Genomic DNA, 14,183 nt, shown 5'->3' with positions numbered 1-14,183 from the left:
AGACAAGCCCCTTCCTCAAAAACCTGAGCCGTTAGGTGAAGGTTTTAGGGAGGGGTAATTGACGGTGAGCAACTCCTGCCTGCACGGCGGGCATGAGGTCAAGGGCATCTTCGCTGTTAAGCCACTCGACAAGGGCTTTTGCCAGGACAGGGACTTCAACAGGTCCCGGAGGGGTGTAGGTGACTTTCCCGGTTTTAGGGTCTCCGACAACGACCCGCACTTACCGGTAGTTTCCAGCAGAATTATCAGGAAGGATACTTTTTGCCGTAAGCCTGTGGATTTCCAGGAGAAACTCTTCGGTTATGGGTCCGTTTTCAGGTAAGGAATCGATATATTTCAGTACATCTACATAATTCCGGACTTCCTTTTTGTCCTTTTCGTGGGCAAGGACTTCTTTTCCCTCTATAATAAGCTCAACTTCCTCAAGAGTCAGGGGGTTTCCCTCGATACTTGTTGTGTGGTGGGTCTGCTTTATCAGGGCTTCTCGCTGGAGCTGTTTTTCCCATGCCGGAATCAGAGGGCTGTTTATGATGACTTCCCGGGCAGCCTGGATCCTTGCAAGCAGGCGCACGATTTTGTTTGTGTACTTGAAATTTGGCTGAAACATCCATTTATCCGCCTTTCCATCCTATTAAAAGAGTTGCTCCTTTTGTTATTAACTTAGCGGGAATTTGTTTCCGCACCCATTGTGGATATTTCCATAAAATTGCTGCAAAAGATGAAACTCAATCCGATACCTGGAAACCGTGAGTTCCTTTTTAAGGGACGTCGCTATTTTAGTATTCAAAAACAGCCTCAATCGACGACTCTGCCAGTTTCAGCACATCTTCTTTAAAGGCTAGCAGATTCTCAAAAACAGCTGAATCTTGTCCTTTCAGGAGTTCCTGCTTAATCCTCTTGCCCATGATATCATCGCTTCCCTCTATAAGCCTGAGAACAACCGAGCCGGGAAAGATTTTAGTCTCACAGGTAACATTATCGCAGTCTCCGTCTGTGATTCCAATTATCGGGATTCCAAGCCTGAAGAGGATGTCTCCTGCTATGGCTGTGGTGTCGTCTCCAACTGTAACTGCAAGTTCAGCCCCGGAAGCCAGTTCATAGGAATTTTCGGCGGCGTGGTCTATAAGCACAACTTTTCCTGTCCCTGTTCCTGCCCCTGTTCGGGAAATAGGACCTGATTTTCGGGCACTGGCATTTTCTTTTTCGGCTTCCGGGAGTAAGGGATTGCTTCTCCGGATCTCTCCGCTTTTCACCCAGGCTCCGGCAAGGTCAACAGGGTCCCTTTTTTTATAATTATGGAGCTTTTCGAGCCCATGTTCCTTTATTTCTCCGCCTTCGATTGCGGTAATAAACCCGCTTTCGGAGACTATGCTTATTTTGGAAGACAGGGCTTTTCCGATTACGAACCCGTTTACAAAGATATTTTCTCCGGGAAATACACCTGAAAGCTCGCGGATAATCCGGGTTTTGCCGGTTTTCTGGCAGTTTTCCAGAAAAACCGAATCTTGAAAAGGCAGAGGGCTTTCGGCAGGAAGTCCAAATACTTCAGAGAGTTTTTCAATGTAGTTGCCGGCTTTTTTATTAAGGGGGATCAATTTCCCACCGGTGCAACCCGGGCTTTCTATCTGGATCAGGGGTTTCTTCTCAGGGTCCTTCAGGCGAGAGGTAACCTTTGCTCCAAAAATCATGCCGGTTTCGGGCGTTTTTCCCCTGTTCAGGAGACAAACAAGGTCTGAGGTTTCAAAAAAAGATTCAATGCAGGCGCTCGGCTTCAGGTGCTGGCTTATGTCTATAACATTTTCAAGCCCTGCATCAAGGACAGCTGTCTTTCCCATGGTCCCGCCAAGCTGTGCCTCTACTTCACCTATGCAGGAAAGCTTTTCCAGAACTAACTCTGCTTTTCCCGAATCGATTACTTCAGGACCATGGATTACAAGGCCAATCTTTATTTTCATTTGATTACATTCAAGCATTATCATTTGATGAATATTTAAAAGAATATATTATATTATCCTGTATTCATCTCTTTGTGTTCTCCTGATACCCGCCTGAATAATGTATTGTATACTAATTATCCGGTTATTATCGAAAATTACATTACGCATTGTCACATTCTGACAAAAACATAAGTGGACACGAGGCAGAGAAATGGCTGATATAAAGATTACATGGCTTGGGCATGCTGCTTTTTTGCTCGAAGCCGAAAAGAAATTACTGATCGACCCTTTTATTTCCGGAAACCCGAAAGCTCCATGCAGCCCTGAGGATCTGGACCCCGATATTATAGCCGTTACCCACGGCCACAGCGACCATCTGGGAGATACCATCGAGATTGGAGCCCGGACTGGCTGCCGGATCATATCGATCCATGAGGTTGCAAACTATATCAAGTCAAAAGGAGTCTTTGCCGAAGGCATGAATAAAGGGGGCACAATGGAAGTAGAAGGTATGACCCTTACCATGACTCATGCGCTTCATTCCTCCTCAATTGACGCTTCAGGCTTCAGTTTCGACGGAGGCAGCCCTGCAGGGTTTGTGATAGGTATTGGCGGGCATTCCTTTTATCATGCCGGAGATACGAGTGTTTTCGGGGACATGCAACTTATCGGAGAACTCTACGAACCTGAAATCGCCTTTTTGCCTATCGGAGACAAGTTCACCATGGGTATAAAAGAAGCCGTAAAAGCCGTGGAACTCATCCAGCCCAAAATCGTTGTTCCAATGCACTACAACACCTTTGATGTCATCAAGCAGGACTCTGAAAAGTTCAAAAGAGCCGTGGAGACAAAAGTTAATACGAAAGTAATTATCATGGAACCCGGGGAATCGATAGAGCTTTGAATACAGTATTTTCATACAAAAAACGCATTGTATCGGCACACAACAGTTTATAAAAATCTTAGATGTTAAAAATAAATAAACGTCCGATATAAATTTAAATTTAAGGAATAAAACAGAATCATGAAGCCCATTTATACATTAAAAAATGTATCCTTCTGTCAAAGTAGGAATTTATAGTAAATTTCGATTGGTCCGAATGATGCCGAAAACCATTAGGTCCAATTGGAAAATATACGCACGTTATTTTGCCACGAGTCCTTAGTGGCGGGGTGAATGCCATCAACATCCCCTATTTTCGCGATCTTTTAACCTCTAAATACTATTCTGTCCTATACTATGTACTGAATTCCTAAGCGGTAACCAGGTCAGGGAAATCAGAACCAATTTGATCTTTCTTCACCTCTGGAACAGAGGGTAAAGCCGATGGACTTATGAACGGTAGTTCGAGGTATGAAGCAAGAAGCCCGTTACTTCAGGGATGGGTAGTTCACCATAACTTGAAAATAGAGAGTCAAAGAGGTCGGGGTAAATCTTAATTTTTTAGACCTCTTCTTTTAAGGGTTTTCTTTTCAGACCGTTTTTTTTCAGGACTTCAATTTTTCAGATCCTGATTCTCAAATTCCAAGCTTCTTTCTCTTTTCCATGATATGCTGTTCTATCCCATCAACTGCTTTCACAGCATCTGTTTCCACGTTCATGATCCCACCGGTAACTTCCCGGCAGTCCTCGGTCAGCAGTTTGACAAGGTTTGGGCCTCCTGTGATGGTCGGAACAGGGTTTACATATGTGTAGAGCCCGAGGGCCAGGGCAAAGATGGCGTCGATTGTGGCTTTCTGCTCCATGTATTCGGGGGCTGCGGCAGCAACAGGAAGATCAGGGACAGGAGCTCCAAGGGCTCCGGAGATGGCTCCCAGGAGATCGGCAAGCCTGCCTGTGTCGGTGCAGGTCCCATAGCTGAGTACCGGAGGAACCCCGAGGGCTTCACATACCACCTTTAAGCTGTCCCCGGCAAATTCCCTTGCTTCGGGGGAGCAGAGGCCTGCAACCTGCATGGCCCCGTTCCCGCAGCCCATGGAAAGGACCAGGATGTTCCTCTTGATCAACTCTTTTACCACTGCAACGCTGTGCACGTCCTGCCCGGTATCCCTTAATGTAGTGCAGGAGACCATTCCGACCACTCCTTTGATTGCGCCGCTTTTTATGGCATCAAGGAGAGGGTCGAGGGTGCCTCCGAGGGCGTCAAGGATGCTTTCGGTTGAAAAGCCGACAACTGCCTCTTTCATCGGGAGTTTCAGACCGGGTCTAACCGATCCTTTCCGGGTTTTGAAGTTTTCAATTGCCATATCCAGGAGTATTGCTGCCTGCTTATCGGCTTCTACCGGGTTGTAGTTCAGGCGCTCGGTAATACCTTCAAAGGCCACGAGTCCGCTTACGGGCATGAGTTTGAACCCGTATTTCGCGGCGTAAAGGGGGGCTACCGGAAGCGAGCAGTTCATGTCTGCGGCAAAAAGGTCCACAGTCCCGCTTGCGAACACCGCTTCCTGGGAAATCCAGTTTCCGGTAAAACCGTAGAAAACATCGTCTTCCTCCCACCTCTGGATCATTTCCTGCCCAGTTTCTATGCTGGCAATTATCCTCAAGCCCTTTGCTCCTGCTGCTTTTGCTTTCTCCTGCCACTCGGGTTTTCTGGCAAGCTGAACCATGGCAAAGCCGATGAAAGGTTCGTGCCCATTCGGAAGCACGTTCACATACTCAGGTTCAAGGACCCCGAGGTCAACCCTCGTCATGTGAGGCCTTGGGATACCGAAAAGGATGTCCTGGCAGTACTCATTTACTATCTGGCTCTGGTATGCCATCGCAACTCCCAGGCGCATGGCTTTTAAGGCAAGGCTCACGTAGTACCCATCCACGTTTGTCAGGCAGGAACTTGTTGAATACATCATCTCCCCATAGATTCCACCTGGGAACATGTCCAGCTCTTCCCACCTTTTCTTTCTTTCAGGAGGGGAAAGAAGCTCCACAATCTGGCTCTGTTCGTAAGCAGGCCTGTTAAAGTCCTTTTCTACAAATTCGCACAGGCGAAGGGCAACTTCTGAGTCCGTCCCTCCGGTTTCCAACCCCAGCCTGCCTGCAAATGTCCTCAACTTTTCAGGTTCACTTATTTTGTAAGGGGTGTTGCCCTTTGCGGTTTCCCGAAGTGTCCGGATGGTCTGGTCCGTATGATATTGATAAGTCGAAGCCCCCAGTACGTTTCTGAGCAGCATCATCCGCATTACCATCCCGTCGGCAGTGATCCCGCATACCCCTCTCTTGTCCTTTGAAGCATCCGAACGACAGGGACCATTGGAACACAGGTCACAACGTGCTCCTGCCATACAGAAATTACATCTCCGGTCCGGAACTCCACCTATTCCCTGAGCCTCATAGCGGTCCCAGACATTTGTCATATTATCTTCCTTTATCCGTTCATACATCTTTTGAACGGACTCGTGATAGGAAATTCTTTCTTTGTCCATGGTTATTACTCCCCACTTAACTGCCGTTCCCTTCCCCTTCTTACCTCACAGATCAGGAAGCCCCTTCCAGGCATTACATTGCAGGAATATTTTCTTATTAAGTAAATTTTAGTATGAAGTAAATATACATCAGTAAGCCTGTTTGCAGTTATCAGTATATCTGCGCAGGAGATATTTACAATTTATTAAAACACGATGGTTTTTCCCACATTCGGCAGTATTTTTTCAAAAATCAATATGTTCTCTGATAGCATTTTTGAAACAAATCAAATTAATTTGGACTTTTAATGGAACTTGGTGAAAATTGAATGATATCGTTTTTTGTCTCTATTGATACACCATTTTTGTCTCTATTGATACACCATTTTTGTCTCTATTGATACACCATTTTTGTCTCTATTGATACACCATTTTTGTCTCTATTGATACACCATATAGCTGCTTTACCTCCTGCATAAAAGTCCAATAAATCCACGTTTTATTGAAAATTGATAACAGGAAAAAATTGTGAATATGCAAAAATTTACTGCGGAAAGTGAGGGTTTTTGAGAAGTACATGGGTTGTTTTAATTAGAAAGGTGTTGACTTTTATAATTATAAATGTGTTGACTGTTTTATGACATTATACTAAATTTAAGAAAAACATACCGAAAAAAAGCTAATCTGGAATGTATACAAAAAAAAGTTACCCATGAAGGTACATAACAAAAAAAGCTAACAACGGAAGGCACAGACATACACGAAAATGTTGTACATTCGTCCGTTTTTGTGTCTTCCGTGGTTGTGGAATTTATACCTGACTCAAAGGGATCCATTATTTAGAACTGTTCAAATTTATCGTATAAGTATGGTTGTCCTCAACCCGGAAAGTAATTGATTTATCCTGTTCCGTTTCATAATCAAGATACTTTTCAAGGGTAGTGTCGTAGACCTGTATGTCGTTTCCTGCAGTTATGTTTACATTTACAAGAGCGCTGTCACCGTTTGTATGTGCGTCGAATGCGAGCAGTTTCTCATTGTATTGCAGATTTTCAAAGCTTGCGTCATATGTATTGCGGCTTATCTGATTGTATTCATAAAATGATACTATGGTCATGTTGTTTGTATAATAGTTATCCACCCAGTCCCGGAACTTTGAACGGCTTATTGAGTATTTTATTGCAGGTTCCAGGTCAAGTTGATGTGTGAATACCGGATAGGACATGCCTGCTTTTGATGCTGGTTCCCACCATTCCCATGTATCGTCGTACAGGTTTCCTACATCCCTTTCTGCGTGAATTAATGCATCTCCATTTCTCCAGATCATGCCAAAGTTTTCATACGCATAAATTGCGTGTGTAAGGTTATCATGGTTTCTCAGGCAGCAACAACTTGTTGGTTTTCTACCGATTTTCTCATACACGTACTGGTATTCCTCATCCATGACACTGTATGCTTCTTCAAGTGGAAGGCTGCTTAACTCCTTTGTATAGTGTATGCCAACTTCCCAGGAATCGTTAACAACCAGACTGTGCAGGTAATTAATGTGTTTTTCGTTGGATTTTTCAAGCAGTCCCTTATCAAACCACATCGTACCTCTATACCCTTTAGTCTTCAGGTAATCAATTCCTTCTTCGGTTCTATTCACCGGTCCATCAAGTCCGAACGGGATTATCCTGCTATCCCCGATTGCAGTTATGAGTTTTCTATCCGCTGTCTGGTTTATACTGTATATATTAGCGTCAAGGTAAGTTCCTTCTCCAAGGATAAAAACTGTGAATTTGATATAGCCGTTTGAAAAATCGAGATAAGGTAGTTTTTGCCGATCTAAATTATAGAATGGGGTAACTATGGAACTGCCATCCTGTGCGTAAATTGTGTTTGTTTTATTATAACCGTCAAATATTATATTGAAATTTGCTTTTTCTGATGCATTACCAAGAATAACTTTTTCGTATTTTGTCTCTCCGGAAGAGTCTCTATAATAACTTTTAAGTAGAGTCTGCCCTTCACTCTCCTGAATTATCATTCTTGAGCCCGGACTATTCAATTCTACAAAGCTCTGCGGGTCATCCGCATTTATGTCCATTGAGATTCCATAGGCGCATTTAACCATTGGTGTAAGGCTGCATATGTACAGAGCTCCTGTATGCCTTGGTTCCTCAAGATAATGAATTATAGGGACAGAAGTACATTTACAAAAAGTAAAAATATCCAGGTTACTCTTAAAATTCCCCAAGTATTCATTGATTCCAAAACAAGAAATAATATCCATACTTGGAAGTAAACTGCATGGGATTAGAGGAGAGTCTCTTATATTCGTATACTCCAGCCCTTTTGAAGTGTTATTGAAAAATACTTTCGATTCCTGGGTTGCATATATACTTGAATATAGTTTATCGTAAGGCTTTTCTTTCTGACTCCTTGCGATAAAAACATTAGCTGGAAGATAATTTGTTTCAGAGTAGTTCTGTGAAAACAGGATGATACTGCCCTGGTTAATATTCTCAACCGTTTTTGAGTTCTCTGTATCCGGGGATGCATATGCACCTCCAATCCACAGGTAACTTGATATAAGCAGAATCAGTATAAACATTTTTATACTACTTAAATTTTTCACTAAATCACCAAAGTTAATTTATAATTATCCCTACACTCATCTGGAACTTTTATAGCTTTTGATTAACAGGCTTCTGAAAGATCTTCCACTAGCTCTTCACTTATCTTTTTTAAAAAACATATTTAGAATGTGTGGGTCTTGCTGATGTATGGAAATTCTTTCATTATCCAAAATATCTCTATATTTCCAAATAACAGTTTGAATTTGAGATTTAAAGCGCAGATTTAAATTATATTTAAAACATAACTTCACTATTGTTTACCTATACAATTTTATATTATCAATACGAACTCACCGGCATGAACATGATGACAAATATAAAAAAGATTCCACTCGCTTTTGGAAGCGGGATTTTTGAGCTGGATATCCCTGAAAAAAACATTTCCAGCATAATTATTCCTTCGGAACCTGAAAAAAAGGAGGATGGGGCTTTTTTAATTAGAAAAGCGCTCGAAAATCCCATACAAAGCAAGAGACCTTCCGAAATTGTGAACCCGGAAACCAGAATTGCAATTATTGTAAGCGATCTCACGAGACCCACTCCCACCGCAAAAATTCTTCCTCCTCTGCTCGAAGAGCTTTATTCAGGAGGAGCAAGGGATGAGAACATCACAATTATCTTTGCTCTCGGGCTTCACCGTCAGCAGACAGAAGAAGAATGCAGAAAGCTTCTGGGCGATGAAATATCCAAAAGTATCAGGGTTGTCCAGCACGACAGGAGAAGATGCAGGCATATAGGGGAGACGAGTTTTGGGACCCCGGTAGAGGTCTTTGAAGAAGTTCTGGACGCAGACCTAATTATCGGCACCGGGACGGTAGAATTTCATTATTATGCGGGCTATGGGGGGGGAGGAAAGACTGTCCTTCCGGGAGTCAGTTCGGAAAAAGCTATACTTTCATTCCACAGCCACTATACCAAATTCTTTGAAGGTGAACCTCTTTCGGGTAGAGTTGACAGCCCTGCGAGGAAGGATATCGAAGAAGCCGCCGGAATTACAGGCCTCAACTTTATCCTGAACGTGGTAATCAACAGCAGAAAAGAAATTGTTGCTGCCGTTGCCGGGGATTTTGTCCAGGCTCACAGGGAAGGAGCAAGGTATGTAGATGCTATGTACAAAGTGCAGGTAGAGCCTGCAGATGTGGTTATCGTTTCCTGCGGGGGCTATCCTAAGGATATCAATCTCTACCAGGCAACAAAGGCTCTGGAAAATGCCATCCCTGCCGTAAAAGCAGGGGGATCAATAGTACTCGTGGCCGAATGCGCAGAAGGAATCGGGAACCAGGTCTATGAGTGCTGGAACAGGGAGTGTAGGAGTCCGGATGACGCTATAGAACGCTTCAAACAATTCTTCGAGTTTGGGGGACATAAGAGCGCAATAGTTGCAAAAGTCGCAAAGCATTTCAAGCTCTATATTGTTTCAAAACTTTCCGACGAGGAAAGCAGAAATGCGTTTTTCATCCCCGCAAAAAGTGTACAGGAAGCCTTTGAAACGATTCTTGCCGAAAACCCTGAGGCAAAAGTTCATATAATGCCTGAGGGAGGTTGGACTCTGCCTGTCCGGAAATAAGAGCTCAGACAAGTAAAGCCATTAAAAGCTCAGTTTTAATTTTGACATAGATTGTTTACCTATAATAATTTATAGCATCAATACGAAATCACCGGCCATGAACCTGATGATAAATATGAAAAAGATTCCCCTTGCTTTTGGAAGTGGGACATCTGAGCTGGATATCCCTGAAAAGAATCTTTCCAGTATAATCATGCCCTCAGAACCTGATAAAAGGGAAAGTGGGCCTTTTCTAATCAAAAAGGCGCTTGAAAACCCCATAAAAAGCAGGCGCCTTTCCGAGATTGTAAACTCGAACTCCAGGATTGTAATCATTGTAAGTGATATCACCCGTCCCACTCCCACTGAACAGATCCTTCCTCCTCTCTTTGAAGAGCTTTATTCAGGGGGAGCAAGGGATGAGAACATCACAATTATCTTTGCTCTCGGGCTTCACCGCCAGCAGACCGAAGAGGAGTCTAAAAAACTGGTTGGAGAGGAGATGTACAAAAAAATCCGCTGTATCCAGCATGATACTGGCAGATGTAAACGGATAGGTGTAACTTCTCGCGGGACCCCGGTTGAGATCTTTGAAGAAGTTCTGAACGCCGATGTGGTTGTGGGGACAGGGGGAATTGAGTTCCACTACTATGCAGGGTACAGCGGCGGGGCAAAATCCGTACTTCCCGGCGTAAGCTCTGAGGAGGCTGTGCTTACCAACCACAAAATGATGATCGAAGAAAAAGCGGTTTCCGGAAGGGTGGACAGTCCTGTCAGGCAGGATATGGAAGAAGCCGCAAAGATCTTCGGCCTTAGATTTATTCTTAACGTTGTGCTTGACAGCAAAAAAGGAATAGTTGCTGCCGTTGCCGGGGATTTTGTTGAGGCTCACAGGAAGGGAGTAGAGATTGTGGACACTATGTATAAAGTGCCCGTAGAACCTGCAGATGCTGTAATCGTTTCCTGTGGAGGCTATCCTAAGGACATCAACCTTTATCAGGCAAGCAAATCGCTGGATAACGCAACCCAGGCTGTAAAAGACGGCGGTTCGATCATCCTTGTAGCGGAATGCGCCGAAGGGATAGGAAACCAGATATATGAGTGCTGGAACAGGGAGTGCAAAACTCCGGAAGATGCAATAGAGCGTTTCAAGCACTGCTTCGAGTTTGGGGGGCACAAAAGTGCAATCGTTGCAAAAGCTGCACAGAAATTTAAGCTTTACCTTGTCTCGAAGCTTCCGGAAGATAACGCCAGAACCGCATTCTTCACTCCTATGGCAAATGTGCAGGAAGCCCTGTCTGCAATCCTTTCAGAAAATCCTGATGCAAAGGTTCACCTGATGCCTCATGGAGGACAGACCCTACCTGTCAGAAAAGAAAATTGATGGATCCTAAAGAGGATCTTACCTTCAAAAGGTCTATCGAAACAAGATCTTTTTTATTTTTTTTAATTTTCTCTATTTTCCTTCTTTTTTAGGATCCCTTCATTCTTTTTTAGGATCTCTTCATTTTTTTTTAGGATCTCTTCATTCTTTTTTAGGATCTCTTCATTCTTTTTTAGGATCCCTTCATTCTTTTTTAGGATCTCTTCATTTTACTATCCTTTTATACACTACCAGGCTTACTGGACAAACTCGATGTCATTGAATGCTTCGAACAGCCAGGCAAATCGCTTAGAGTGGGCGAGATGCTGGAAAAACAAGAACAGATGTACCATGATCTGGGAGTGAACCCGCCTACATTGTTATGAGTAGGCAGGAATCCAGGTTACATAGAATATATAATAAATATTTATAAATTGATAGGACTTATCAAGCCCGATTGAACCAAAAAAGAAAGGAAATATTCAGTACCAATTAGTGGGTACTGTCAAACTGAGGATAGATAATTGTTACTTATTACTATCAGAAATTGTCGGACAGCCTGTAAAGGTAAGGGGTATTCGTGACCCTCTGCGCTCCCGATGTAATAAGTTGGAAGAACTGAAAAGTCTGGTTACGGAGGTTTTTATAATTTCCGCACTACCAGCCTCTTAGAGTTCTCCTCCTGAAGTTAGAGCCTTTATGCCACAGTGTTCTCTTCTATATTCAGGATTGGACGCTTGTTTTCCTCTTCAATCTCGCTGCTGTAGAATGCTACGTAATCCGCATTTTCTGTACGGGCTTTAATCAGGAACCCTGTATTTTCGTACTCGCCGCTGACGTACTCTCTTACTAGGTCCGTTACATTCAACTCATAGTACCTGTTGTCCGGTATATCGCTTCCGTTCAGGGTTATCGTAGCGTACGGTGCGTCTCCCTGAGAGACATTCTTCATATCGAACCAATCTCCTCCTGGCTGTGTCCAGAGTACCCCAGCATCCCTGCTGTTCCAGGTCACATTCCCAGGACTCCAGGATGCAGCGGGCCTGTATATCTCTACTATAGTATCTCCCGGCCTTTCCCGTCCATCGGGATAATACCAGTAAAGGGACAGGGTTGAACTGCTAATATTTTCAGCATTGATGTATTCACTCAGGTCAAATAGAAGAAGGCCTCTATACCTTCCGACTCCAAGATTGCCTCCGATGTCAATATACTTCTTGTCCTGATAAACAACATCAGGAGATGCTTCCCTGAGGCGGTTGTCTATTACAATGTTCGTTGTGTTGTTAACTATTGTCTGGTTTTTGGTCGTTGCAACTTCGGTTTCCACAGTCTCCGTGGCGGTGATCTCGTCAATTGCCATAACTGAAGAATCTTCTTCTAATATCTGGTTTCCGCTCACGAAAGCATTTTGGATATTTTTTATTTTGATTTCGGAGCCTGGACTGGAGGGATATACATTTATTAAGTTATTGTTTTGTATTTTTACATTGCCGTTTGTGTAAGAATTCCCATCGAGATATATTCCCTCTCGTCTGATGTTTTCAAAAGTGTTATCAGAGATTTCTAAGTTTATATCATCTATATGAAATGTTAGATCTACTCCTCTTCCTGAGAGATCACCAAAATGATTCTTACTGATGACTATATTTCTGAAACTTTCGGAATTAAGTCCCACACCATACCATTGTTGTCCATTATTCTGATTATTATTCATAATTACGAGCGTATCCCCGATACCATTCCCCGTTCCTGCATAAAGGTACCCTTCAGTTTCAATATGATTGCCTTTTATTACATGTACTCCATCATTCAAATTGCATCGTCTTGCAACTGCCCCATGTCCGCCATAAACTTCATTTTCTGAAAATATTGATTGTAGTGTTCCGTCATAAAATGCAACAAATTTCGTTTCGGGATATATTTTGTTTTTGATTATGGTATAATCAATCGTCATAGGATGAGCATCGATTACATGAGATGAAGCAATGTTTGCCCCTATCAAAATATTGTTAGATATGACAATATCCCGATTCAGAGCCTTAAAATCTCCTGTGCCGCTCATAATGGCATGTCTGCAATTTTCTATGTGATTATTTTCAATATTAACAAACGCTGCGGCATCTGCCACTGATATGCCATACCCATTTCCTTCATGAATGGAGTTATAAATCTCATTATTTTTGACGTCCACGTTAAAGCATGTATCTATTCTTAAAGATGCCTGTCCATTATCTTTAAACCAGGAATCCGTCACAGAAGAATCCTTGCAATAGCTAAGCTTTATCCCTTCATAGACTCCAGCAGCATTGACGTTTTGTATCCCAATATTTTTTATATGCATTTCAATAGGTCTGTATATTTCGGCTTGAACAGTTTCAGATAATTTATAATCTCTCAGAAGTGGCTGATTTAAAGTGACTACGTTTCCGTTCACGCTTTGAACCGCATATATTTCCCCTGTCATTTGATTCGGATAATCCAAAGGACACCACTGAACATTTTTCCAAATCTTAATTAGATCATTTTGGCGAACCTGTGAAGCATCACTTAAAATCACCTTAGAGGAACCTTTTTGAGCATTAGCAGAGAGAGATTGAGTTGTGATCTTTGAACCCGCGAAACGAATGTTATTATTTCCTTCCGCAGTTTTAAGATGAAGAGTAACTTTTCCTTCACCTATTATATTCAGACTCTTATCTTTTTGAGATATTCGTTTTGTTATGTAATAGTCTCCTTCGCGGATAGTTATGGTGTCACCGCTTTTTGAGTTATCTAGCGCCGCCTGAATGCAAGTGGCATCGTCTTTATAATCGGATGTCAAATAAAGACAAGAGACTGACGGTTCAGCATCATCGTCAATTACGATGTTTGACGCCAAAGTGGTAGGGCTACTTAAAGTAAGATATAAAAAAGCAAGGACAAATATTGTCAAATTAGTTTTTATAGTTTTCATTATAGATCATCCCAAAATTCGATTAAACTGTAATAGAATTCCTCCATAGATCCACTCAACCATAATTTCCAAAGATAATAAAATTAAATTCAATTTTTCCTATGGATAAGATGATTTTCAATTCAAGACCACGTTGGTTTTTATGAGAGCATCCATAAAAAACAACGAGAGGCCATACCATAGTTCTTTAAATCCTCCGAGTTAAATGGATGATATATTTTCATACGATTGAGTGACTATTGTGTGTATTTTTTCCATGAAAAGTTGTTATTTTATAATACTGTTCTGCGATTTAGTGTACTCTTCACTTTTCCAAAAGATAGTGTTAATCAATGCGTTTTCATTTATATTCGGTTAAGAT

The 14,183-nt window shown here is 42.4% G+C and carries 9 protein-coding genes; 3 read left to right on the top strand and 6 right to left on the bottom strand.

The genetic code is table 11. The features are described 5' to 3' along the window. Positions 1-31 precede the first annotated feature (31 nt). The 3 genes from MSWHS_RS18625 to MSWHS_RS15090 all read right to left on the bottom strand — a co-directional run bounded on the left by MSWHS_RS18625 (position 32) and on the right by MSWHS_RS15090 (position 1,955). A complete protein-coding gene (locus MSWHS_RS18625; protein WP_052722747.1) occupies positions 32-220 on the bottom strand; it encodes a hypothetical protein in 189 nt (62 codons plus the stop codon). Beyond that, positions 221-607 (bottom strand): Fic family protein, encoded by a 387-nt coding sequence (locus MSWHS_RS15095; RefSeq protein ID WP_052722746.1) that lies wholly within the window; start codon positions 605-607, stop codon positions 221-223. It abuts the gene before it with no gap. A 169-nt stretch (positions 608-776) separates the two neighbouring features. After that, a complete protein-coding gene (locus tag MSWHS_RS15090; protein ID WP_197073957.1) occupies positions 777-1,955 on the bottom strand; it encodes a DUF2117 family protein in 1,179 nt (392 codons plus the stop codon). Between the two features lie 193 nt (positions 1,956-2,148). Here MSWHS_RS15090 and MSWHS_RS15085 point away from each other — a divergent pair, with 193 nt between their 5' ends. Then, on the top strand, positions 2,149-2,841 hold the full coding sequence (locus tag MSWHS_RS15085) for a metal-dependent hydrolase (protein ID WP_048128869.1): 693 nt from the start codon (positions 2,149-2,151) through the stop codon (positions 2,839-2,841). Positions 2,842-3,455: 614 nt separating this feature from the next. Here the strand turns inward: MSWHS_RS15085 and cooS are convergent. Both cooS and MSWHS_RS15075 read right to left on the bottom strand, forming a co-directional pair. Continuing rightward, complete coding sequence (gene cooS / locus MSWHS_RS15080; protein ID WP_048128871.1) at positions 3,456-5,357, bottom strand: anaerobic carbon-monoxide dehydrogenase catalytic subunit; 1,902 nt, start codon at positions 5,355-5,357, stop codon at positions 3,456-3,458. Between the two features lie 814 nt (positions 5,358-6,171). Next, entirely contained in the window at positions 6,172-7,932 is a 1,761-nt protein-coding gene (locus tag MSWHS_RS15075) for a hypothetical protein (RefSeq protein ID WP_231585469.1), read from the bottom strand. A gap of 329 nt (positions 7,933-8,261) precedes the next feature. Here MSWHS_RS15075 and larA (MSWHS_RS15070) point away from each other — a divergent pair, with 329 nt between their 5' ends. Beyond that, the gene (gene larA / locus MSWHS_RS15070) at positions 8,262-9,524 is read left to right on the top strand and encodes a nickel-dependent lactate racemase (protein ID WP_048159340.1); all 1,263 of its coding nucleotides are present in this window, start codon (positions 8,262-8,264) and stop codon (positions 9,522-9,524) included. A 115-nt stretch (positions 9,525-9,639) separates the two neighbouring features. After that, positions 9,640-10,887 (top strand): nickel-dependent lactate racemase, encoded by a 1,248-nt coding sequence (gene larA, locus MSWHS_RS15065; protein ID WP_048130510.1) that lies wholly within the window; start codon positions 9,640-9,642, stop codon positions 10,885-10,887. Between the two features lie 676 nt (positions 10,888-11,563). On the opposite strand, the gene MSWHS_RS21780 is transcribed toward larA (MSWHS_RS15065), so the two are convergent. After that, complete coding sequence (locus tag MSWHS_RS21780) at positions 11,564-13,822, bottom strand: disaggregatase related repeat-containing protein (protein WP_231585468.1); 2,259 nt, start codon at positions 13,820-13,822, stop codon at positions 11,564-11,566. Positions 13,823-14,183 lie beyond the last annotated feature (361 nt).

The organism is Methanosarcina sp. WWM596, from assembly GCF_000969965.1.
Classification (GTDB): Archaea; Halobacteriota; Methanosarcinia; order Methanosarcinales; family Methanosarcinaceae; genus Methanosarcina.
This window is presented reverse-complemented; position numbering and strand designations above follow the sequence as displayed.

What these genes read in the sequence shown, in the direction of transcription:
- MSWHS_RS21780 (WP_231585468.1), bottom strand. Translation starts at nt 13,822, where the DNA reads ATGAAAACTATAAAAACTAATTTGACAATATTTGTCCTTGCTTTTTTA.
- larA (WP_048159340.1), top strand. Translation starts at nt 8,262, where the DNA reads ATGATGACAAATATAAAAAAGATTCCACTCGCTTTTGGAAGCGGGATT.
- larA (WP_048130510.1), top strand. Translation starts at nt 9,640, where the DNA reads ATGAAAAAGATTCCCCTTGCTTTTGGAAGTGGGACATCTGAGCTGGAT.
- MSWHS_RS15075 (WP_231585469.1), bottom strand. Translation starts at nt 7,932, where the DNA reads ATGTTTATACTGATTCTGCTTATATCAAGTTACCTGTGGATTGGAGGT.
- MSWHS_RS15090 (WP_197073957.1), bottom strand. Translation starts at nt 1,955, where the DNA reads ATGAAAATAAAGATTGGCCTTGTAATCCATGGTCCTGAAGTAATCGAT.
- cooS (WP_048128871.1), bottom strand. Translation starts at nt 5,357, where the DNA reads ATGGACAAAGAAAGAATTTCCTATCACGAGTCCGTTCAAAAGATGTAT.
- MSWHS_RS15085 (WP_048128869.1), top strand. Translation starts at nt 2,149, where the DNA reads ATGGCTGATATAAAGATTACATGGCTTGGGCATGCTGCTTTTTTGCTC.
- MSWHS_RS15095 (WP_052722746.1), bottom strand. Translation starts at nt 607, where the DNA reads ATGTTTCAGCCAAATTTCAAGTACACAAACAAAATCGTGCGCCTGCTT.